A 21,442-nucleotide genomic window follows, 5' to 3' on the forward strand; every position below is an offset into this window, starting at 1 on the left:
CGTTGACCATCGGCGAACGACTGGCCCGCTCGGCGTGTCGAGCAGCCAGACGCCGATGATCAACGGGATGGGGGCGGGGTGACAATCGACGCCATGGACCTGATCGCGGCCGAGGCCTTGTACGTGCCGGCGGCGGTCGACCTCGCGGCGATCGTGATCGGGGCACTGACCGGCGGGCTGCTCGCGGCCCGGGAGGGCTTCGCTGTCTCCGGCGTGCTGCTGCTCGCGGTCAGCGGCGGGCTGGGTGGCGGGCTGATCCGCGACATCCTGCTCGCCCAGGGCCCGCCGGTCGCGATGACCAACGAGGCCTACCTGCCGACCGTCGCGGTGACGGCGGCGGTCACCTTCTACTTCTCCGGCTGGCTGTCCCGGCTCACCGGCCTGCTGGTGGCGCTCGACGCGGTCACCCTCGGCTTCTTCACCGTGATCGGCGCGCAGAAGGCCCAGCTCGCCGGGCTGCCCAGCCCGTCGGTGGTGTTCATCGGCACGGTGACCGCGGTCGGCGGCGCGGTCATCCGGGACATGCTGCTCGCCCAGCGGGCGGACATCATCCAGCCGGGACCCTACAACGCGGTCGCCGCGCTGATCGGCGCCACGGTGCTCAGCATCCTGGCCGGACCGGTGGGGATGCCGCCGCTGCCGGTCGCCGCGATCGTGATCGTGCTGGTCGCCGGGCTGCGGCTGCTCTCAGTGTGGCGCGGCTGGGACGCGCCGGTCGCCCTCGACCTGCCCGCCCGGGCCCGCAGCCGGCTGGTCCGGCGCACCCGGCGGCGCCGCTGACGGTCAGCGGTCCGCGGCGGCCTCCGGCTGGACGACGACGTCCGGCGCCGGCTCGATCCCCGGTGGCACCCGCTGCGGCCCGGCCTCGGGCGGGCGCGGCCGGTCCTGCGGGTGGAGCCGGACCGCCAGCAGGGCCACGTCGTCCTCGGTGTCGGGCAGGTACATCCGGTCCAGCAGCGCATCGCACAGCTCCTGCAGCGGCAGCCCGGTGAGCCCGTCGAGCACGTCGAGCAGCTCGGCGATCCCCGCGTCGAGGTCCCGGTCCCGCCGCTCGACCAGCCCGTCGGTGTAGAGCAGCAGCGTGCCGCCGCGGTCGACGCTGGCGACGTGGTCGGTGCGCGGGGTCGTCGGCAGCACCCCGAGCAGCAGGTCCGGGGGTGTGTCGTCGAGCAGGGTCACGTGGCCGTCCGCGTCGATCAGCACCGGCGGCGGGTGGCCCGCGGTCGACCAGCGCAGCCGGGTGTGGCCGGACCGCAGCTCCGGGTCGTCCTGCTCCAGCCGGGCCACCAGGGCGGTGGCCATGGTGTCCAGGTCCAGTCCGACGCCGGCCTGGTCCAGCCCCGTGAGCAGCTCGGCGGGCGTGCCCCCGGTGTGGTGGCCGATGCCGCGCAGCAGCCCGCGGAGCTGGCCCATCGCCGCCGCGGCCCGGCTGTCGTGGCCGACGACGTCCCCGATCACCAGCACGGTGGCGCCGTCGGGCTGGACGAACGCGTCGTACCAGTCGCCGCCGATCTCGGCCCCGGCCGCCGCCGGGACGTACCGGACGACGATCTCGCAGTGGTCCGGTGCCGGCGGCGCGGTGAGCAGGCTGCGCTGCAGCGTCTCGGCCAGCTGCCGCTGCTGGCCGAACAGCCGGGCCTGCGCGGCGGCGGCGCCGGCCCGGCGGCCGATCTCCAGCGCGGTCTCCAGCGCCACCTCGCTGAGCGGCCCCCGGCTCGCGTCGGCGAACAGCCCCAGCGCGCCGAGGGTCCTCCCGCGCGAGACCAGGGGGACGGCGACGCCGGAGTCCGGCGCGAGCGCGCGGAGCGCGGCCCGGGCAGCCGGGTCGCCCAGCACCCGGTGGACGTACTCGTCGTCCAGCCGCGGGACCACCACGGGCCGCCCGGTGCGGACGACCACGCGGGCCGCGGCGCCCTCCCGCATGCTGGCGACCATGGCGCGGACGTAGGCGCTCAGCTCCCCCGTGCGGGCCGGGTCGCGGTGCGCGGAGGCGAGCTCGCGCATGCGGCCGTGCTCGTCGGCGGCGACGACCCAGCACCAGTCACCGAGCGCCGGCACCACCAGCTCGGCCAGCCGCTGCAGCTGCTCGGTGATGTCCAGGGTCCCGGCGAACACCTCACCGGCCTCGGCGAGCAGCTCCAGCCGCGCGTTGGCCGCCCGCATCTCGGCCACCGCGGCGTCCCGCTCGGCGTCCGCCCGCAGCCGTGAGACGCTCAGCGCCAGCTGCGCGGCCAGCGCCTCCAGCAGGGCCACGTCGTCCTCCCCGACCCGGTGCTCGTGCCGCCAGGCCGCGACGAAGCTGCCCAGCAGCCGGCCCTCCAGCCGCAACGGCAGGGCGGCCAGCGCCTGCACGCCCACCAGGTCGCCCACCTCGGCCATCCGCGGGAAGCGGGCGACCGCCTCCGCCCGGTCGGCCAGCAGCACCGGCTCGCCGTGCCGCGCGACGTACTGGGCGGGGAGGGCGTCGTCGAGCGGGAGCTCGACGCCCTCGGCGGGCAGCGCGACGTCCGCCCCGGCCTCGACGGCGTCGACGAGCGAGCGGGTCATGTGCAGCCGCAGCGTCCCGTCCGCCGGGTCGAGGACGGCGATCGCGGTCGCGTCGGCGCCGAGGACGGTCGCGCAGCCGCGCAGCCCGACGGCGGCCAGCTGCTGCATCCGGGTGGCGTTGGCCAGCTCCGCGGCCACCTCGGCGATCGCGGCGGCGCGCTGCACCGCCGCCAGGCGGGCCTCGGCTTGCTCCCGGGCGTCGGTGACGTCGACGGTGGTGCCGAGCACGCGGACGGGCTCGCCGTGCGCGTTGCGCCCCACCCGGCCGCGCGAGACGGTCCACCGCACCGCCCCGTCGGTCCGCAGCACCCGCGTCTCGACCACGTACTCGCCGCGGCCGGCCATCGCGACCCGCATGGCCTCCCGCACCGCGGCGTGGTCGTCGGGGTGGATGCGCTGCGCCATCATCTCGTCCACCGACGACACCTCGACGGCGTGCTCGAAGCCGAAGATGGCCGCGCAGCGCTCGTCCCAGAAGACGGTGCCGGTGCGCAGGTCCTGCTCCCAGATGCCGACCGACCCGGCCTCCAGGGCCACGTCCAGCCGGGCCCGTGAGGTGCCGACCGCCGAGCGGGCCGCGGCCAGCTCCAGCTCGGCGACCACCGAGGCGGACAGCTGCTCCAGCAGCGCGGCGTCGTCGTCGGACCAGGCCCGCGGGTGCGGGTCGTACACCGCCAGGACCCCGACGACGTGCCCCGACGCAGCCACCAGCGGCGCGCCGAGGTAGGACCCGACCTGGCCGGAGACGACGGCGGGCAGGTCGGCCACCCGCGGGTCCGCGGCGGCGTCCGGCACGTCCAGCGACGCTCCCCGCCGGACGGTCAGCGCCGAGAACGCCCCGGTCAGCAGCGCCCGGCCCCCCACGGCGCCGGCGGGCAGCCCGTGCCCGCCCACGACGGTGTCCTGGTCGGGGAAGAGGGTGACCTTGGCATGGCCGACACCCACCAGCCGGGCGGCGAGGCCGGACAGCCGGTCGAAGACGGCGGGCCCGGCCACCTCCTCCATCAACCGGCGGGCGGCGGCGATGCGGTGCGGATCGGTCAGCGGGTCGACGTCCGCCGACACCTGCTGCGGCAGCACGGCAGACCTCCCCCTGTCTCCGCTCCCCGGGGCACCGGCGCGGGCGCCCGATAGTGGCACGCGGTCGAGCGGACGGCGCGGGCCGCCGCCGGCGCCGGGCCTCCCCCCACCGGGTGGGTCCGGTCAAGCAGCCGCCCGCCGGGGTCGATCCCCGGACCGTGACCGCGACCATGCCGAAGCACGGGGACTGCCGGCCGCTGCTGGCCGGGGAGGACGACCTGACCGTCGTCTTCCAGCCCATCGTCGACCTGGCCTCGGCCACCGTCGCCGGCTACGAGGCACAGGCCCGCTTCCCGGGCACCGCCGCACCCGACGTGTGGTTCGCCGCCGCCGCGGAGGCAGGGCTCGGCGCGGAGCTCCAGGCGCTGGCGCTGCGCAAGGCGCTCGCCGCGCTGCCGGACCTGCCGCCCCACACCTTCCTGACCGTGACCGTCCGCCCTAACCTGCTCGGCAGCGTCCCCGTGGCCGCCGCGTTCGCCGAGCCGGCGACGCTGCGCCGGGTCGTCGTCGCGCTGACCGAGCACCTGCCCACCCCGGACCTCGACGCGCTGCGCACGCAGACCGCGGCGCTGCGCAGCCGGGGCGCGCTGATCGCCATCGACGACGCCGGGACCGGCCTCGCCGGGCTCCAGCAGCTGGCCGAGGTGCGGCCGCAGCTGGTCACGCTGGACCGCGCACTGGTCGCCGGCGCGGACACCGACCCAGTCAAGGCCGCGCTGGTGGAGATGGTCGGCAGCTTCACCAGCCGGATCGACGCCTGGCTGCTGGCCGACGGCATCGAGACCGCCGCCGAGCTCGCCGTGTTCGCCCGGCTCGGCGTGCCCCTGGCGCAGGGGTGGCTGCTCGGCCGCCCCACCCCGCACTTCGCCGAGCTCACCCCCGAGGTCGCCGCGCTGGTGCGCAGCCACGTCGCCCGGGCGCAGCTCACCGACAGCGTCACCAGCCTGCTCCGCCCCGTCCGCCGGCGGGAGAGCGACGAGGACGACGCCGTCCCGGCGCCGTACGTGCTCCTGGACCCCTTCGGCGTCCCGGTGGAGCTCGTGCTCACCGACCCGCGCACCGGCGCGCCGTACCGCGCTCCCGTCTCGCTGACGGTGCACCCGTCCGCGGACGTGGCCGGGACCCTGCAGCGGGCGCTGACCCGCCCGCCGGTGCACCGCTTCGACCCGGTGATCTGCACCGACCGCGGCGGCGCCGTCCTGGGGCTGCTGCGCGTCGAGGACCTCGCCTCCGCCGCGGCGAGCCGCTGACCTCCCGGGGGCCCTGATCCCGCCCCCGGCAACGCACCACCCCGGCCGCCGCCCGGCGGACCGGGAGCCGAGCACCCCAGGAGCACGCAGGAGCCGCGATGCGGGCGTTCGCCTGCGGGGACGTCGTTCCCGGCTGCACCTTCAGCGTCACGGCCCCTGCGGAGGGGCCGAGCTGAGGGGGTCGTTCACCAGGCGCTGGCGTCGGTGAGGCGCCGGCGCTCGTCGTCGGTGAGCCGCAGGTCGAGCATCGGCAGCAGGTCGGCGAGCTGCTCGACCGAGCGGCCGCTGGCGATCGGCGCGGTGACCGTCGGCTGGTCGGCCAGCCAGCGCAGCGCCACCGCGGCCGGCGTGGTCCCGTGCCCGTCGGCCACCTCGCGCAGCGCCGTGAGCACCCGGTCGCCCTTCTCCCCCACGTACTGGGCGGCCCGCTGGGCGCGCGGGGAGTCGATGGTCTCCCCGGCCCGGTACTTGCCGGTCAGGAAGCCGCGGGCCAGCCCGAAGTAGGGCAGCACGCCGAGGTCGTGCTCGGCGGCCACCGCCTGCAACTCGGCCTCGTAGACCCGGCGCTCCATCAGGTTGTAGTGCGGCTGCAGCGCCACGTACCCGGTCACGCCCAGCCGCTGCGCCGTCTGCAGGGCCTCGGTCAGCCGCTCGGCCGAGTAGTTCGACGCCGCGGCGTACCGGACCTTGCCCGCCTGCACCAGCTCGTCGAAGGCGGTGAGCGTCTCGTCGAGCGGCGTCGTCGGGTCGTCCCGGTGCGCGTAGTACAGGTCGATGTGGTCGGTCTGCAGGTTGCGCAGCGAGTGCTCGGCGGCGGCGCGGATCTCCGGCGCGGACAGCGGGTGCTCCTTGTCCCCGGGCGAGGCCTTGGTGGCCACCACGATCCGGTCGCGCAGCCCGCGCTCGGCCATCCAGGTGCCGAGGATCGTCTCCGAGGTGCCGTCGCCGTAGGACTCCGCGGTGTCCACGAAGGGGAACTGGGTGCTGGGGACGGCGTCGTGGAAGCGGTCGAGGAGGGCGAAGGACGTCGGCTCGTCCGCCGTCCACCCGAAGACGTTGCCGCCCAGGCACAGGTCGCTGACGTCCAGGTCGGTCCTCGGTAGTTGCGGCATGCCTCCAACGTATGGCGGCCGCGGGCGGGTCGCGCGCCGGGCCAGGGCCTTCACAGAACGTGACGATCGTGACGGATGAGGAGGAAATGCCCGGCATTCCGGGGGCTCCGCTCGCCAACACCCAGGTCGGCATGGCAACGTGCGGGCGTTGCCGGCCGACGACGTGGTCGGCCGGATCCGCCCGCCGGGCCCCCGCTGCGCATCGGATGCGCAGGTCGAGGGCACGGTGGAGGCGCCGGTGGTCCGCCCGGACCCCGGTGCGCGCCCGGTCGGACCGGGCGCGAGGAACGAACGGTGACTGCCCCGCACGGGCGGTCCCGCTGAGACCCACAGCGAGAGGAACCCGATGAACAAGGCCGAACTCGTCTCCGCGATCGCCAAGCGTGCCGACGTCCCGGCGTCGACCGTCGACTCCGTGATCGACGGTCTGCGCGAGGAGCTCGTCGAGGCCATCACCCGCGGCGACAAGGTCGCGGTGCCCGGCCTGCTGACCGTCGAGCGCTCACAGCGTTCGGCCCGCACCGGCCGCAACCCGCAGACCGGCGAGTCGATCGAGATCGCCGCCTCCAACACCGTGAAGGTGACCGCCGGCTCGGTCCTGAAGAAGGCCGCCGCCGCCGTCCCGGTCGACTGAAGGACCCCGCTGCCCCCCGCCACTCGCGAGCTCGCGGCGGGACCCTGCAGCGGGGCCTGAGCGTGCGCCCCCGGCGCGCTCCTGACCTCGTGTCAGGATGCGCGGCGGGGGCGCTGCTCATCGGAGGGCAGGGCCCGCGACGAGCGGAGTCGTGCGTGACGTCCCTGCAGTCGGACCTGGTGGTGACCACCGACCCGGCCGAGGTCGGCCTGGACGGCGGGAGGCTGGCGCGGCTGGACCGCCGGCTGGCCCGCTGGGTCGACGAGGGACAGCTGCCCGGGCTCCTGGTCACGGTGGCCCGGCACGGCCGGCTCGTGCACGTCGGCACGTACGGGCACCGTGACGTCGAGGCGCGGCTGCCGGTGACGCCGGAGACCCGCTGGCGGATCTACTCGATGACCAAACCGGTCACCTCGGTCGCGGCGATGTCCCTCTACGAGGAGGGCGCGTTCGAGCTGAACGACCCGATCAGTCGCTGGCTGCCCGAGTGGGCCGACACCCGGGTGTACGTGGCCGGCTCCGAGCTCAACCCGGTGACCGTGCCGCAGCTGGAGCCGATCCGCGTCCGGCACCTGCTCACCCACACCGCCGGCATCACCTACGGCTTCCACCACGCGCACCCGGTCGACACCCTCTACCGGTTGCAGGGGTTCGAGTGGGCCACCCCGCCCGGCGCGGACAACGCCGAGGTCAGCCGCCAGCTCGCGGCGATGCCGCTGCTGTTCCAGCCGGGCAGCGAGTGGAACTACGGGATGTCCACCGACGTGCTCGGCCGGCTGGTCGAGGTGGTGGCCGGCAAGCTGCTGGACGAGGTGTTCGAGGAGCGGGTGTTCGGGCCGCTGGGCATGTCGGAGACGTCGTTCGGGCTGCGTCCCGGCGACGACGTCGGCTCGCTGGCCCGGCTGTACGGGCCGGGGGTGCAGCCGCTGCCCGCCCCGTTCGAGCAGGGCGCGCACAGCAGGCCGACGTTCCTCGCCGGCGGCGCCGGGCTGGTGTCGACCGCCGGGGACTACCTGCGGTTCATGGAGATGCTGCGGTCGGGCGGGCGGACGCCGTCGGGCGACCGGGTGCTGGGTCCGCGGACCCTGGCGTACATGGTGCGCAACCACCTGCCCGGCAACGTCGACCTGGAGACCTACGGCCGGCCGCTGTACGCCGAGACGCCGCTGCGCGGGGTGGGCTTCGGCCTGGGCTTCTCGATGGTCCTGGACCCGGTGCGCTACGGCTCGGTGTCCAGCGCCGGTGAGTACGGCTGGGGCGGGGCGGCCTCGACGGCGTTCTGGATCGACCCGGTCGAGGAGCTGACCGTGGGCTTCTACACCCAGCTGCTGCCCTCGAGCGCCCTGCCGATCCGCTCGCACCTGCGGCAGCTGGTGAACCAGGCCCTGGTCTGAGGTGACCCGGCCCTCCCCCCGCCGAGCATCGATCACCTCACCCGATCCACGGCGGTCCTCCCGCACCACCGTTGATGCGGGAGGACCGCGTCGGGTCAGGTCACCTGGTCATTCGCCGGTGACCCCGTCGATCCGCTCCCGCAGCAGGTCGGCGTGGCCGTTGTGCCGCGCATACTCCTCGATCATGTGCAGGTAGATCCAGCGCAGCGACACCGGCCGGCCGTGGCGGGTGCCCGCGCCGACGTCGTCCAGGGACGCGTGACCGGCGGCCAGCGCGCGGCTGGCCTCGACCGCCGCGGCGAGGGCGGCGAACTCGCGGGCGACGGCGGTCGCGGTGTCGGGCTCGTCGGGGTCGCGACCCACACCGTCGAAGTCGCCGTCCGGGTCGTCGTCGCTGCAGTACGCCCACTGCACCTGCTCGCCGCCGAGGACCTCGCGGAACCACCCGGTCTCCACCTCGGTCAGGTGCCGCACCAGCCCGCGCAGGCTGAGCGCCGAGGGCGGCACCGACCGCTCCCCCAGCTGCTCGGGCGCCAGGCCGGCGCACTTGTGCAGCAACGTCGCGCGGTGGAACTCCAGCCACGCCTCGACGGCGGCACGCTCGCCGTCCAGGAACGGCGGGTCGACGCGGTCCGGGACAGGAGGCAACTCGACCATGGGGTGAGTGTGCCTGGCCCGTGCAGGGGTCTGCCGCGAGCTCGCGAGCGGTGGGGGGCACGGCACGGGGGTGCTCGACCTGGTTGGCTGGCCGGGTGCTGCGACTCGGGGGCCTGGACGTGCCGGACGGCGGCCTGGTCGTGATGGCGATCGTCAACCGCACCCCGGACTCCTTCTACGACCACGGCGCGACCTACGGGCTCGAGGCGGCGCTGGCCCGGGTCGAGCAGGTGGTCGCCGAGGGCGCGGACATGGTGGACGTCGGCGGGGTGAAGGCCGCACCCGGCGAGTTCGTGTCGCCGGCGGAGGAGGTCCGGCGCACCGTCGACCTGGTCGCCGCCATCCGGGAGGCGCACCCCCGGTTGCCGCTGTCGATCGACACCTGGCGGGCCGAGGTGGCGCGGGAGGCGCTGGCCGCCGGCGCGGACGTCGTCAACGACGCGTGGGGCGGGGTCGACCCGGAGCTCGCGGGGGTCGCCGCCGAGGCCGGCGGCGGCATCGTCTGCACCCACGCCGGCGGGCTGCCGCCGCGCACCCGCCCGCACCGGGTCACCTACGACGACGTGGTCGCCGACGTCGTCGCCCGGACCACCGCGCTCGCCGAGGCCGCGGTGGCCGCCGGCGTCGACCGGGAGCGGGTGCTCGTGGACCCCGGGCACGACTTCGGCAAGAACACCCGGCACTCGCTGGAGGCCACCCGCCGGCTGGACGAGCTGGTCGCCACCGGCTGGCCGGTGCTCGTGGCGCTGTCGAACAAGGACTTCGTCGGTGAGACCCTCGACCTGCCCGTCGACCAGCGGCTCACCGGCACGCTCGCGGCGACGGCGGTCAGCGCGTGGCTCGGGGCCCGGGTGTTCCGGGCGCACGACGTCGCCCCGACCCGCCAGGTGCTCGACATGGTCGCGTCCATCCGCGGCGACCGCCCGCCCACCCGCACGGTGCGCGGCCTGGCCTGAGGAGGGACCCCGCCGCCCCCCGCGGAGAGGCCTTCCGCCCGTCTGCCGGCGCCCCTAGCGTGTGCCGCGCTGATCTCCGTCTGAGCCAGGGAGGTACCGACATGAGCGGCCGCGTCGTGCACTTCGAGATCCCCTTCGACGACGGGGACCGGGCCCGCCGGTTCTACGGCGAGGCCTTCGGCTGGCAGCTGCAGAGCATCCCGACGATGGGCTACACGCTGGTGACCACCGGGCCCAGCAGCGACCGCGGACCGACCGAGCCGGGGTTCGTCAACGGCGGGATGATGGCCCGCTCGGTCAGCCCGTCGCCGGCGCCGATCCTCGTCGTCGACGTCGACAGCATCGAGAAGGCGCTGGAGCGGATCGGCGAGCTGGGTGGCACCACCATCCTGGAGAAGCAGGTGGTGGGCGAGATGGGCTTCTCCGCCTACGTCCGCGACCCCGAGGGCAACGTGATCGGCCTGTGGGAGACCGCCGCCGGGTCATGAAGGGGCCGGGTCAGGGCGAGCGGGTCTCGGCCAGGACCCAGGCCAGGTAGTCCGGGTGGCCGCCGGTCAGCGGGAGCGCGATCACGCACGGCACCTCGTCGGGGTGGTCGGCCCGCGCCCGCTCGACGATCGCCGGCACCAGCGACGCCCGGGTGTGCAGGCCGACCCGGGCCTGCGGGTCGTCGTGCACGGCGCCGTCCCACCGGTAGAACGCCCGCACGCCCGGCTGCACGTGCCCGCAGGCGGCCAGCCGGTCCTCGACCAGCGCCCGCGTCCAGCGGGCCAGCCAGTCGGCGTCCTCCGCGGTGACGACCACCTCGACCAGTTCCTCCACCGGGACCCCCTCTCGTCCGGTCGCTAGTTTGGCGGGCATGGCCGCCACCGGGTTCCACACCGCCGACCAGCTCAACGACCTGCTGCCCGGCACCCTGCCGGGCCTGCTGGGCATCGTGATCGACGACCACGAGCCCGGACGGCTGACCGCCCACCTGGGGGTCCGGCCGGACCTGCTGGCGCCCAACGGCTACCTGCACGCGGCCACCGTGGTCGCGCTGGCCGACACGGCGTGCGGGCTCGCCACCCGCGCGCTGCTGCCCGACGGGTCGGCCGGCTTCACCACGATCGAGCTGAAGAGCAACTTCCTGGGCACCGCGCGGGAGGGGCGGATCGGCGTGGTCGCCACCAACGCGCACGCCGGGCGCACGACGCAGGTCTGGGACGCCGTCGTCACCAACGAGGACACCGGCAAGTCGATGGCGCTGTTCCGCTGCACGCAGTCGGTGCTCTGGCCGCGCAGCTGAGGTCCTACCCGCGGGTAACACACGTGTGTCGTGCGCCACACCGGGTGTGAGACTGCGGGCACCACCCCCGAGTCGAGGAGGACCCCGTGGCGTTGGCCAGCCGCTACCCGGATGTCGAGATCCCCGCACTGTCCGTGCCGCAGTACGTGCTGGCCGGCGCGGCCGAGCGCACGGACTCCCCGGCGCTGGTCGACGGGCTCTCCGGGGAGACGATCAGGTTCGGGCAGCTGGCCTCCCACGTCGGGCGGGTCGCGGCGGCGCTGCACGCGCGGGGCCTGCGCAAGGGTGACGTCGTCGCCGTCTTCAGCCCGAACACCATCTGGTACCCCGTCGTCTTCCACGGCATCGCCGCCGCCGGGTGCGTGGTCAGCCCGATCAACTCGCTCTACACGCCCGACGAGATCGCCTTCCAGCTGAAGGACTCAGGTGCCAAGGCGCTGATCACCATCTCGCTGTTCCTGGACCGGGCGCAGGCCGCGGTCGCGCAGCAGCCGGTCGACGAGGTGATCGTGCTGGACGGCGCCGAGGGGCACGCCTCGCTGCGGGACCTGCTGACCAGCGACGCCCCGCCTGTCGACGTCGACATCGACCCGGCCACCGACCTGGTCACGCTGCCCTACTCCAGCGGCACCACGGGGCTGCCCAAGGGCGTCATGCTCACCCACCGGAACCTGGTGGCCAACGTGGCGCAGTGCCGGCCGCTGTTCGAGCTGCACGAGGACGACGAGCGCGTCATCGCCGTCCTCCCGTTCTTCCACATCTACGGGCTGACCGTGCTGATGAACCAGGGCCTCGCCTGGGGCTGCGCGGTGGTGACCCTGCCGCGGTTCGACCTCGAGCAGTTCCTGCGCACCATCCAGGACCAGCGGGTCACCCGGGCCTACGTGGCCCCGCCGATCCTGGTCGCGCTCACCAAGCACCCGCTGGTGGACCAGTTCGACCTGTCCTCGCTGCGCACCATCACCTCCGGCGCCGCGCCGCTGGACGAGTCGCTGGCCCAGGCCGTGGAGACCCGGCTGCGCCGCGGCGCCCCGGACGGCGTCGTCGTCGCGCAGGGCTACGGGATGACCGAGCTCTCCCCCGTCTCGCACAGCACCCCGGAGGCCGGCCACGAGCCGCCCGGCGCCACCGGCCCCACGCCCAAGGGGACGGTCGGCTACGCGCTGCCCAACACCGAGTGCCGGCTCGTCGACCCGGCCACCGGCGAGGACGCCGCCCCCGGGGAGCGCGGCGAGCTGTGGGTCCGCGGGCCGCAGGTGATGACCGGCTACCTGAACAACCCGCAGGCCACCGCCGACACGCTGGACCCCGAGGGCTGGCTGCACACCGGCGACCTCGCGGTGGTCGACGACGAGGGCCGGTACACCATCGTCGACCGGCTCAAGGAGCTGATCAAGTACAAGGGCTACCAGGTGGCCCCGGCCGAGCTGGAGGCCGTGCTGCTCGGCCACCCGGAGATCGTCGACGCCGCGGTGATCGGCGTGCTGGACAGGGAGAGCGGGGACGAGCTGCCCAAGGCGTTCGTCGTGCGCTCCCCCGGCTCGGCACTCACCGGGGACGACGTGACCGCCTTCGTCGCCGAGCGGGTCGCCCCGCACAAGAAGGTCCGGCTGGTCGAGTTCATCGAGGCCGTGCCCAAGTCCGCGGCCGGCAAGATCCTCCGCAAGGACCTCAGGTCCCGCGCCTGAGCGCGCTCCCTCGGGGACAGTGCGCCCGAGCGCTCGTCCCGGCCCCGGCATAGCGTCGGGGCATGCGCGCGGTGACGTTCTCCGAGCCCGGCGGTCCCGAGGTGCTCGAGTGGGGCGAGGTGCCCGATCCGGTCTGCGGCCCGGGCGAGGTGCTGGTCGACGTGGCCGCCACCGCGGTGAACCGAGCGGACCTCGTGCAGCGGCAGGGCTTCTACCCGCCGCCACCGGGTGCCAGCGAGGTCCTCGGCCTGGAGTGCAGCGGGGTGGTCAGCGAGGTGGGCGCGGAGGTCACCGGCTGGGCCGTCGGTGACGAGGTGTGCGCGCTGCTGGCCGGCGGCGGGTACGCCGAGCGGGTCGCCGTCCCGGCCGGGCAGCTGCTCCCCCGGCCGGCGGGGGTGGAGCTGGCCACCGCGGCGGCGCTGCCGGAGGTCACCTGCACCGTCTGGGCCAACGTCTTCATGCTCGCCGGCCTGCGCCACGGCGACGTCTTCCTGGTCCACGGCGGCTCCGGCGGCATCGGCACCATGGCGATCCAGCTGGCGGTGCGGGCCGGCGCGCGCGTGGCCACCACCGCGGGCAGCGCGGAGAAGCTGGCCCTCTGCCGGGAGCTCGGCGCGGAGGTCCTGGTCGACTACCGGGAGGAGGACTTCGTCGAGCGGGTCCGGGCGGCCACCGATGGGCACGGGGCGGACGTCGTCCTGGACAACATGGGCGCCAAGTACCTGGCCCGCAACGTCGACGTGCTCGCCGACGGCGGCCGGCTGGTGGTCATCGGCATGCAGGGCGGCCGGAAGGCGGAGCTGGACCTCGGCAAGCTGCTGGCCAAGCGCGGCAGCGTGCACGCCACGGCGCTGCGGTCGCGGCCGGCCACCGGCCGCGGCGGCAAGGCCGAGATCGTCGCCGCGGTGCAGCACGAGGTGTGGCCGGACGTCGAGCGCGGGGTGGTCCGCCCGGTGGTCGACCGGCGGCTGCCGATGTCGCGGGCCGCCGAGGCGCACGCGCTGCTGGAGTCCAGCGGCCACGTCGGGAAGGTCCTCCTGCTCCCCGACTGAAGGACCACCCTTTCCCCACACCCCGCAGGCGCGGCGCGGGCCCCTGAAGGGCGGCCTCAGCGGAGGCCGGACACCGCCTCCAGCAGGCGCTCGACCTCCTCGGCCGTGTTGTAGTGCATCAGCCCGAGCCGGACCGCCCCGCCGGTCTCGTTCACCCCGATGGCGTCGAAGAGCTCGCGGGCGTAGTAGTCGCCGTCCCAGGCGCACACCCCGCGGCGGGCCAGCTCCGCGGCGACCTGGCGCGGCCGCATCCGGGCTACGGTGAACGACAGCGTGGGGGTGGTCTGCGGTGGCTCGCCGAGCACCTGCACGTGGGTCATCGCCCGCATCCCGCGGTCCAGGCGGGTGAACAGCTCCTCCTCGTACCGGGCCACCGCCGTCATCGAGGCGGCCAGGCGCTCCCGGCGGCTGCCGGTGGCAGCGGTGCTCAGCGCCGCCAGGTGGTCCACCGATGCCGCCACCCCGGCGTACAGCTCGTACGGCGGGGTGCCGATCTCGAACCGGTCGGGCACCCGGTCCGGGGCCGGCAGCAGCTTGTCCGGCCACAGCTCGGCCAGCAGGTCCGCGGAGGCCACCACCGCGCCCACGTGCGGGCCGCCCCACTTGTACGCCGACAGCGCCAGGAAGTCCGCGCCGAGCGCGCGCACGTCCAGCAGGACGTGCGGCGCCGCGTGCGCGCCGTCGACGTAGACGACGGCACCGGCCTCGTGCGCCCGCGCGGCGATCGCCGCGACGTCGGGCCGGGTGCCGATCGCGCTGCTGGCCGCGGTGACCGCGACCAGCCGGGTCCGGCGGGTGAACAGGTCGTCGTACTGCCAGGCGGGGAGCTCGCCGGTCTCGATGTCGACCTCCGCCCAGCGGACCACGAGCCCGAACTCCTCGGCGACCTGCAGCCAGGGCCGGATGTTCGCGTCGTGGTCCAGGCGGCTGACCACCAGCTCGTCCCCGGCCCGCCAGTGCTTGGCGAGGGCGCGGGCCAGCAGGTAGGTGAGCGTCGTCAGGTTGGGCCCGAGGACGACGCCCGACGGGTGCGCGCCGGTCAGGTCGGCGATCGCCGAGCGCGCCCCCGACACCAGCGCCTCCGCGCGGGCCGAGGACGGGAAGACCCCGCCGCGGTTGGCGATCGGCACCCGCATCGCCTGGGACACCGCACGCAGCACGCTCTCCGGCACGAGCGCCCCGCCCGGACCGTCGGCGTGCACGAAACCGTCCGACAGCCCCGGGAAGAGGCCCCGGACGCGGGCCACGTCCAGCCGGCCCGCCCCCGATGACATGCCGGGGAGCCTATTCGGCCTGCTGCAGGCCTGGTCGGGCCGTGCCCCCAGCCGCCTCGGCACCCCGGCCGCGGCTCGGGGCAGGATGGGGGGCATGACAGCACCAGGCACCGGAGAGCCGCGCCCGCACCAGGTCCTCGTGGTCGGGCCCGACGGGCAGCCGGTCGCAGCCATGCCCGCGCCCGACGCCGGCGACCACGGGGACGGCGGCGGCGCCGGCGTGGGCGACCTCGTCGAGCAGCCCGCCAAGGTGATGCGGATCGGCACGATGATCAAGCAGCTGCTGGAGGAGGTGCGCGCGGCGCCGCTGGACGACGCCAGCCGCAACCGGCTGCGCGACATCCACGCCGCGTCGATCCGGGAGCTCGAGGAGGGCCTCGCCCCGGAGCTGCGCGAGGAGCTGGAGCGGATCACCCTGCCCTTCACCGAGGGCGAGACCCCGTCCGACGCGGAGCTGCGGATCGCCCAGGCCCAGCTCGTCGGCTGGCTGGAGGGCGTCTTCCACGGGATCCAGACGGCGCTGTTCGCCCAGCAGATGGCGGCCCGCGCGCAACTGGAGGAGATGCGCCGCCGCGCGCTGCCCGCCGGGCACACCGACCACCAGGCCCCGGAGCCCCGGCACGCCGGGGGCCAGTACCTGTAGCCCGGATGGCCCACCGGCTGGAGCCGTCGCCGGCGACCTCGGCAGGACACTCCGGACGCTCGTGCTCTGAGTGCGAGGGGCACTCAGAGCACGAGCATCGGCGGACGAGGTGGAGGGGGTCAGGCCCGCAGCGACGAGAGGAAGGCGGCGACGCCGTCCTCGTCGTTGGTGTCCGTGACGTCGGTCGCCGCGGCGAGCACCTCCGGGTGGGCGTGCGCCATGGCCACGGCCCGGCCGCCGCCCTCGCGCACCCAGTTGAAGGCGGCGACGTCGTTGGGCATGTCGCCGAAGTAGACGACGTCCTCCGGCCCGACACCCCGCACCGCGGCCACCCGGGCCAGCCCGGACGCCTTCGTGACGTCCCGCGCGGAGATCTCCGCGAGCGCGTCCGAGGACGAGTTGGTGACCGTCGCCCGGTCGCCGACCGCCTCGGCGACCAGCTCGACGAAGGCGTCCCGCGGCAGCTGCTCGTGCCGGGCCAGCAGCTTGGCCACCGGCTGGACCACCAGCTCCTCCAGCGTGGCGACCGCGACACCGGGGGCGTCCACGTCCCAACGCGGCTGGTAGACCGGCTCGTGCCGGAACTGGTCGCCGTACTCGACCGCGAACCAGGTGCCCGGCGCGCGGCGGCGCAGCTCCCCGGTGATCGCCCGCAGGTCCGCCGGCTCCAGCGGCCACTCCGCCAGGACGGCGAACTCGGTGAGGTCCAGCAGCACCGCGCCGTTGCAGCAGACCGCCGTCCCACCGCCGAGCCGTTCGCGCACCCCGTGCATCCAGCGCGGCGGGCGCCCGGTGGCGAGCACCAGCGGGACGCCGTCGTCCGCCCACCGGCCCAGCTCGGCCAGCGTCGCGTCGCTGATCGTCTCGTCGCTGCGCAGCAGCGTGCCGTCCAGGTCGCTCACGATGAGCCCGGGCCGCCAGTCAGACACCGGGCTCCTCCAGGGCGAGCACCGCTTCCACGTACCGGGCGACACCGTCGACGTCCGACCCGCTGGTCCGGTCCGACGCCGCGGCGCGGACGGCCGGGTGCGCGTTGGCCATCGCCACCGCACGACCGCCGGCGGCGGTGACCGCGGCGAGCATCGGCAGGTCGTTGGGCATGTCGCCGAAGGCCAGGACGTCGCTGAGAGCGACCCCGAAGTGGTCGAGCGCCACGGCGAGACCGGTGGCCTTGGTCACCCCGGGCGGCAGCACCTCGATGAACCCGAGCCCGGCGTGGGTGAGCTCGGCGACCCGCGGGTCGACCACGCCCCGGGCCCGGGCCAGCAGCTCGTCCTCGTCCAGCCGGGACGACCGGAGGAAGACCTTGAGCACCGCGCCCACCGGCAGCACCTCGTGCCGGGGCAGCAGGTGAGCCGGCTCGGGGTAGGGCCAGTCGAAGCCGTGCTGCACGCGCAACGGCGCCATCGCCTCGGCCTGCTCGGCGGCGTCCTCGACCGCGACGATCAGGTCGCCGGCGACCTGCTCGATCGACTCGATCACCGACGTGGCGACCTCGCGCGACATGCCGACGGTCCGCAGCACCTCGTCGCGCTCGAGGTCCACCACGTACCCGCCCTGGGCCAAGACGGCGATCCCCTGGCCGGCGAGGGCACCGCGGACGCTCTCCAGCAGCCGGGGACCTCGCCCGGTGACCCCGACGAACGGGATCCCCGCCGCCCGGCAGGTCGCCATCACCGCGCGGTTGCGGGGGCTGACCTCCCCGGCGGAGGTGAGGAAGGTGCCGTCCAGGTCGGTGGCCACCAGCCGGGGCCGCCAGCTGCCCAGTCGCGCGCCGAGGTCGCCGAGGTCGACCAGCTCGTACGCGCCCGACTCCGGCACGAAGGCGGCCCGCACCGGCTGGTCAGCGGTCATGCGGACGTGCCCGCCACGGCGGTCAGGGCCATGCCGGGGCTGAGCACCTCGTGCCCGCCGAGCCACGGCCGCAGCGCCGCCGGCACGTACACCGACCCGTCCGCCCGCTGGTGCACCTCGAGCAGGCAGGCGATCGTCCGGGCGATGGCGCACAGCGTGCCGTTCAGGGTCGCGGCCACCTGCGGCCGGCCGTCGGCGTCCCGGTGACGGATTGCCAGGCGGCGGGCCTGGAAGGTGGTGCAGTCGGAGGTGCTGGTGAGCTCCCGGTAGGTGCCCTGGCTCGGGAACCACGCCTCGATGTCGAATTTCCGGGCGGCGCTGGTGCCGAGGTCCCCGGCGGCGATGTCGACCACCCGGTAGGGCAGCTCGAGCGCCTGGAGGAACTCCTCCTCCCACTGCAGCAGGCGGTGGTGCTCGGCGGCGGCGTCCTCGGGGGCGCAGAAGCTGAACATCTCGACCTTGTCGAACCAGTGCACGCGGATGATGCCTCGGGTGTCCTTGCCGTACGAGCCGGCCTCGCGGCGGAAGCAGGACGACCAGCCGGCGTAGTGCCGCGGGCCGGCGGACAGGTCGAGCACCTCGTTCGCGTGCATGCCGGCGAGCGCGACCTCGGACGTGCCCACGAGGTAGAGGTCGTCGCGCTCGATCCGGTAGACCTCCTCGTCGTGCTCGCCGAGGAAGCCGGTGCCCTCCATCGCCTCGGGCTTCACCAGCGCCGGGGCGACCACCGGGGTGAAGCCGGCGGCCACGGCCCGGGTGACGGCCAGCTGGGCGAGGGCGAACTCGAGCAGCGCGCCGGGCCCGGTGAGGAAGTAGAAGCGGGCGCCGGAGACCTTGGCGCCGCGCTCCATGTCGATCGCGCCGAGGGCCTCGCCGATCTGCAAGTGGTCCTTGACCTCGAAGTCGTAGCTGGGCACCTCGCCGACGGTGCGCAGCGTCACCGCGTCGTCCTCACCACCCGGCGGGACGCCCTCGTGGACGACGTTGGGGATGCGCAGGTGCGCCTCGCGCAGCGCGGCGTCGGCGGCGCGCTCGGCCTCCTCGGCCTCCTTCACCTGCGCGGCCAGGACCTTCGCCCGCTCGAGGACCGCCGGGCGCTCCTCCTTGCTCGCCGTCCGGACCGCCTGCGAGGCGGCCTTCTGCTCCGCGCGGAGGTCGTCGGCGGCCTTGACCGCGGCGCGGCGGGCGGCGTCGGCGCCGAGCAGCCGGTCGACCAGGGACTCGTCGGCGCCCCGGGCGCGCTGGCTGGCCTTGACCCGCTCGGGGTCCTCACGCACGAGTCGCAGGTCGATCACACGGGGAATGGTAGGTGCCGCCGTTCCCGGCCCCCGCGCAGTTACGGGACACTGGGGGCATGCGGTTCCTCGGCGACACCCGTCCGGCCCACGACCTGACGTACTCCGACGTCTTCATGGTGCCGGCCCGCTCGTCGGTCGGGTCCCGGCTCGAGGTGGACCTGACCACCCCGGACCGGGTCGGGACGACGATCCCCGTGGTGGTCGCCAACATGACCGCGATCTCCGGACGGCGGATGGCCGAGACCGTGGCCCGCCGCGGTGGCCTCGCGGTGCTGCCGCAGGACATCCCCATCGACGTGATCGGTGAGGTCGTCCGCTGGGTCAAGGAGCGGCACCCGGTCTACGACACCGCCATCACGCTGTCCTCCACCTCGACGGTCTCCGAGGCGCTGTCGCTCATGGGCAAGCGGGCGCACGGCATCGTCGTGGTGGTCGAGGACGGCACGCCGGTCGGTGTGGTCACCGACGGCGCCTGCCAGGACGTCGACCGCTTCACCCAGCTGTCCCAGGTGATGAACGAGGAGCCGCTGACCATCCCGGCCGGCACCGAGCTGCCCAAGGTGTTCGACGTGCTGGCCGCGGAGCGGGTGCACGCCGCCCCGGTGGTGGAGGGCGAGCGGCTGGTCGGCGTGATCACCCGCAAGGGCGCGCTGCGCTCGGCGCTCTACCTGCCGGCCGTGAACGACCGCGGGCAGCTGCTCACCTCCGCCGCCGTGGGCATCAACGGCGACGTGGCCGGCAAGGCCGCCGCGCTGCTCGCCCACGGGGTGGACGTGCTGGTGGTGGACACCGCGCACGGCCACCAGGAGAAGGCGATCGAGGCGGTCCGGGCGGTGCGGTCGGTCGCCGGCGCGGTGCCGGTGGTCGCCGGGAACGTGGTGACCGCCGAGGGCACCCGCGACCTGATCGAGGCCGGGGCGGACGTCGTCAAGGTCGGCGTGGGCCCGGGCGCCATGTGCACCACCCGGATGATGACCGGCGTCGGCCGGCCGCAGTTCTCCGCCGTCGAGGAGTGCGCGGCGGCCGCCCGGGAGCTCGGCCAGCACGTGTGGGCCGACGGCGGGGTGCGCCACCCCCGCGACGTCGCGCTGGCGCTGGCCGCGGGTGCGGCGAACGTGATGGTGGGCTCCTGGTTCGCCGGCACCTACGAGAGCGCCGGCGACCTGTACGACGACGGCGCCGGCCGCCGCTACAAGGAGAGCTTCGGCATGGCGTCGGCCCGCGCGGTCAAGGCCCGCACCGCCGCGCAGAGCGGCTTCGACCGGGCCCGCGCCGGGCTGTTCGAGGAGGGCATCAGCGCCTCCCGGATGTACCTGGACCCGGCCCACCCCGGGGTGGAGGACCTGATCGACGGCATCGTCGCCGGCGTCCGCTCGGCGTGCACCTACGCCGGTGCCCGCACCGTCGACCAGCTGCACGAGCGTGCGGTGCTGGGGGTGCAGAGCGCGGCCGGGTACGAGGAGGGCCGCCCGCTGCCCACCAGCTGGTGAACGCCCTGCCGGAGGCCCGGTTCGAGGAGCTGGTCGCCGAGGCCCTCGACGCGGTGCCGGCCGAGCTGATGGACCTGCTGGACAACGTCGTCGTCCTGGTCGAGGACCGGCACCCCGAGGAGCCGGACCTGCTCGGGCTGTACGAGGGGTACGCGCTCACCGAGCGCGGCGCGGACTACGGGGGCGCCCTGCCGGACCGGATCATGATCTACCGGGAGGCGATCTGCGACGTCTGCGAGGACGAGGACCAGGTCGCCGAGGAGGTCACCATCACCGTCGTCCACGAGATCGCCCACCACTTCGGCATCGACGACGACCGACTGCACGCCCTCGGCTGGGCGTGAGCGCCGGGTAGCGTGACCGGCGTGCCGGACACCCGCGGACTGCCGATCAAGATGCTGCACGACCGCATCCTGGTCGCGCGGCGCACCGAGGACGGCGAGCGGCGGTCGACCGGCGGGATCCTCATCCCGGCCACGGCCCAGGTGGCCAAGCGGCTGGTGTGGGGCGAGGCGCGCGGCGTCGGCTCCAGCGTCCGCCAGGTCAAGGTCGGCGACCAGGTGCTGTTCTCCCCCGAGGACCAGCACGAGGTCGAGGTGCACGGCGAGGACCTGATCATCCTGCGCGAGCGCGACGTGCACGCCGTCGCCGCCGAGCGCATCGAGGAGCAGACCGGGCTCTACCTCTGACCAGGGGCGTCCGGCTCGCTGCGCCGGTGCGCCGAGATCACCTCCGTCATGTCCTCGAGGAACCGGCGGACGACGGCGAGCTCCTCGTCCGAGTAGCTCGACATCGCCGCGGCGAGGTCGCGCTGCAGCCCGCCGAAGAACTCCCCACCGGCGGCCATCGCCACCGGGGTCATCTCCAGCACCACCCGCCGGCGGTCGTGCTCGTCGCGCACCCGCTCCACGTGCCCGACGCGCTCCAGCCGGTCGACCAGCGCCGTCACCGACGCCGACGACAGCTCCACCGCCGCGCCCAGCGCGCCGGCGGTCATCGGTCGGCCGGCCCGGGCGGCGTCCATGATCGCCACCAGGGCCCGGACGTCTGTGCGACCCAGCCCGTGCATCTCGGCGAAGCGCTGCCCCACCGCGTCCAGCTCCACCGTGAGCCGCCGCAGCAGCACCGCCAGCTCGGCCCGCGTCTCGTCCACCCGACCTCCTCCCCGTTTGCCGCGCGTCCGCCCGCGCACTAATCTCTCGATCGTCGAGATTGTCGTTGACCG

24 protein-coding genes are annotated in these 21,442 nt (G+C 75.0%); 15 read left to right on the forward strand and 9 right to left on the reverse strand.

Annotated elements, in window-relative coordinates; all coding sequences use genetic code 11:
• The first annotated feature begins 93 nt into the window (after positions 1–93).
• Entirely contained in the window at positions 94–780 is a 687-nt protein-coding gene (locus HK417_RS14590) for a trimeric intracellular cation channel family protein (protein WP_222267682.1), read from the forward strand.
• Between the two features lie 3 nt (positions 781–783).
• Here the strand turns inward: HK417_RS14590 and HK417_RS14595 are convergent, their stop codons facing one another.
• Positions 784–3,627: a SpoIIE family protein phosphatase gene (locus HK417_RS14595; protein WP_308123586.1), complete on the reverse strand. Its 2,844-nt coding sequence runs from the start codon at positions 3,625–3,627 to the stop codon at positions 784–786.
• Positions 3,628–3,785: 158 nt separating this feature from the next.
• On the opposite strand from HK417_RS14595, the gene HK417_RS14600 reads away from it, so the two are divergent.
• Together HK417_RS14600 and HK417_RS26950 are read left to right on the forward strand one after the other, a co-directional pair.
• Positions 3,786–4,877, forward strand: a complete 1,092-nt coding sequence (locus HK417_RS14600) for an EAL domain-containing protein (RefSeq protein ID WP_308123587.1) — start codon at positions 3,786–3,788, stop codon at positions 4,875–4,877.
• 98 nt (positions 4,878–4,975) lie between these two features.
• The gene (locus HK417_RS26950) at positions 4,976–5,053 is read left to right on the forward strand and encodes a DUF1059 domain-containing protein (RefSeq protein ID WP_222267847.1); all 78 of its coding nucleotides are present in this window, start codon (positions 4,976–4,978) and stop codon (positions 5,051–5,053) included.
• 9 nt (positions 5,054–5,062) lie between these two features.
• Here HK417_RS26950 and HK417_RS14610 read toward each other — a convergent pair whose 3' ends face one another.
• Entirely contained in the window at positions 5,063–5,989 is a 927-nt protein-coding gene (locus tag HK417_RS14610) for an aldo/keto reductase (protein ID WP_222267684.1), read from the reverse strand.
• A gap of 139 nt (positions 5,990–6,128) precedes the next feature.
• On the opposite strand from HK417_RS14610, the gene HK417_RS14615 reads away from it, so the two are divergent.
• From HK417_RS14615 to HK417_RS14625, 3 genes are all read left to right on the forward strand, one after another.
• A complete protein-coding gene (locus HK417_RS14615; RefSeq protein WP_222267686.1) occupies positions 6,129–6,287 on the forward strand; it encodes a hypothetical protein in 159 nt (52 codons plus the stop codon).
• A 48-nt stretch (positions 6,288–6,335) separates the two neighbouring features.
• Positions 6,336–6,623, forward strand: a complete 288-nt coding sequence (locus HK417_RS14620) for an HU family DNA-binding protein (protein ID WP_222267688.1) — start codon at positions 6,336–6,338, stop codon at positions 6,621–6,623.
• 155 nt (positions 6,624–6,778) lie between these two features.
• Complete coding sequence (locus HK417_RS14625; protein WP_308123588.1) at positions 6,779–8,017, forward strand: serine hydrolase domain-containing protein; 1,239 nt, start codon at positions 6,779–6,781, stop codon at positions 8,015–8,017.
• 108 nt (positions 8,018–8,125) lie between these two features.
• Here the strand turns inward: HK417_RS14625 and HK417_RS14630 are convergent, their stop codons facing one another.
• Entirely contained in the window at positions 8,126–8,674 is a 549-nt protein-coding gene (locus HK417_RS14630; protein WP_222267690.1) for a DinB family protein, read from the reverse strand.
• A 95-nt stretch (positions 8,675–8,769) separates the two neighbouring features.
• On the opposite strand from HK417_RS14630, the gene folP reads away from it, so the two are divergent.
• Positions 8,770–9,630 (forward strand): dihydropteroate synthase, encoded by an 861-nt coding sequence (gene folP, locus HK417_RS14635; RefSeq protein ID WP_222267692.1) that lies wholly within the window; start codon positions 8,770–8,772, stop codon positions 9,628–9,630.
• Positions 9,631–9,731: 101 nt separating this feature from the next.
• Positions 9,732–10,118, forward strand: a complete 387-nt coding sequence (locus HK417_RS14640; protein ID WP_261326752.1) for a VOC family protein — start codon at positions 9,732–9,734, stop codon at positions 10,116–10,118.
• Between the two features lie 10 nt (positions 10,119–10,128).
• Here HK417_RS14640 and cutA read toward each other — a convergent pair whose 3' ends face one another.
• Complete coding sequence (gene cutA, locus HK417_RS14645) at positions 10,129–10,491, reverse strand: divalent-cation tolerance protein CutA (RefSeq protein ID WP_222267694.1); 363 nt, start codon at positions 10,489–10,491, stop codon at positions 10,129–10,131.
• Here cutA and HK417_RS14650 point away from each other — a divergent pair.
• The 3 genes from HK417_RS14650 (at position 10,490) to HK417_RS14660 (ending at position 13,658) form a co-directional block, all read left to right on the forward strand.
• The gene (locus HK417_RS14650) at positions 10,490–10,918 is read left to right on the forward strand and encodes a PaaI family thioesterase (protein WP_222267696.1); all 429 of its coding nucleotides are present in this window, start codon (positions 10,490–10,492) and stop codon (positions 10,916–10,918) included. The genes cutA and HK417_RS14650 overlap by 2 nt on opposite strands.
• Before the next feature lie 86 nt (positions 10,919–11,004).
• Positions 11,005–12,606, forward strand: coding sequence for a 4-coumarate--CoA ligase family protein (locus HK417_RS14655; protein WP_222267698.1), 1,602 nt, complete (start codon positions 11,005–11,007; stop codon positions 12,604–12,606).
• Positions 12,607–12,668: 62 nt separating this feature from the next.
• Positions 12,669–13,658, forward strand: coding sequence for an NAD(P)H-quinone oxidoreductase (locus tag HK417_RS14660; protein ID WP_222267700.1), 990 nt, complete (start codon positions 12,669–12,671; stop codon positions 13,656–13,658).
• A 56-nt stretch (positions 13,659–13,714) separates the two neighbouring features.
• Here HK417_RS14660 and HK417_RS14665 read toward each other — a convergent pair whose 3' ends face one another.
• On the reverse strand, positions 13,715–14,932 hold the full coding sequence (locus HK417_RS14665; protein WP_222267702.1) for a cysteine desulfurase-like protein: 1,218 nt from the start codon (positions 14,930–14,932) through the stop codon (positions 13,715–13,717).
• A 94-nt stretch (positions 14,933–15,026) separates the two neighbouring features.
• Here HK417_RS14665 and HK417_RS14670 point away from each other — a divergent pair, with 94 nt between their 5' ends.
• Entirely contained in the window at positions 15,027–15,575 is a 549-nt protein-coding gene (locus HK417_RS14670; RefSeq protein ID WP_222267704.1) for a bacterial proteasome activator family protein, read from the forward strand.
• Positions 15,576–15,694: 119 nt separating this feature from the next.
• Here the strand turns inward: HK417_RS14670 and HK417_RS14675 are convergent, their stop codons facing one another.
• From HK417_RS14675 to serS, 3 genes are read right to left on the reverse strand one after another with little or no spacing between them, the layout of a single operon-like run.
• The gene (locus HK417_RS14675) at positions 15,695–16,504 is read right to left on the reverse strand and encodes an HAD hydrolase family protein (RefSeq protein WP_222267706.1); all 810 of its coding nucleotides are present in this window, start codon (positions 16,502–16,504) and stop codon (positions 15,695–15,697) included.
• A complete protein-coding gene (locus HK417_RS14680) occupies positions 16,497–17,429 on the reverse strand; it encodes an HAD family hydrolase (RefSeq protein WP_222267708.1) in 933 nt (310 codons plus the stop codon). The genes HK417_RS14675 and HK417_RS14680 overlap by 8 nt, the downstream gene beginning before the upstream one ends.
• Positions 17,426–18,724, reverse strand: a complete 1,299-nt coding sequence (serS, locus tag HK417_RS14685) for a serine--tRNA ligase (protein WP_222267710.1) — start codon at positions 18,722–18,724, stop codon at positions 17,426–17,428. The genes HK417_RS14680 and serS overlap by 4 nt, the downstream gene beginning before the upstream one ends.
• Positions 18,725–18,783: 59 nt before the next feature.
• Between serS and HK417_RS14690 the strand changes: the two genes are divergently transcribed.
• From HK417_RS14690 to HK417_RS14700, 3 genes are read left to right on the forward strand one after another with little or no spacing between them, the layout of a single operon-like run.
• Positions 18,784–20,217 (forward strand): GuaB1 family IMP dehydrogenase-related protein, encoded by a 1,434-nt coding sequence (locus HK417_RS14690; protein ID WP_222267712.1) that lies wholly within the window; start codon positions 18,784–18,786, stop codon positions 20,215–20,217.
• Entirely contained in the window at positions 20,214–20,561 is a 348-nt protein-coding gene (locus HK417_RS14695; protein WP_222267714.1) for a metallopeptidase family protein, read from the forward strand. Before HK417_RS14690 ends, HK417_RS14695 begins: the two co-directional genes overlap by 4 nt.
• 21 nt (positions 20,562–20,582) lie before the next feature.
• Positions 20,583–20,906: a GroES family chaperonin gene (locus tag HK417_RS14700; protein WP_308123589.1), complete on the forward strand. Its 324-nt coding sequence runs from the start codon at positions 20,583–20,585 to the stop codon at positions 20,904–20,906.
• Here the strand turns inward: HK417_RS14700 and HK417_RS14705 are convergent.
• Complete coding sequence (locus HK417_RS14705) at positions 20,897–21,370, reverse strand: MarR family winged helix-turn-helix transcriptional regulator (protein ID WP_222267716.1); 474 nt, start codon at positions 21,368–21,370, stop codon at positions 20,897–20,899. The genes HK417_RS14700 and HK417_RS14705 overlap by 10 nt on opposite strands.
• Positions 21,371–21,442: the final 72 nt, after the last annotated feature.

The organism is Modestobacter marinus, from assembly GCF_019799945.1.
Lineage (GTDB): Bacteria > Actinomycetota > Actinomycetes > Mycobacteriales > Geodermatophilaceae > Modestobacter > Modestobacter marinus_B.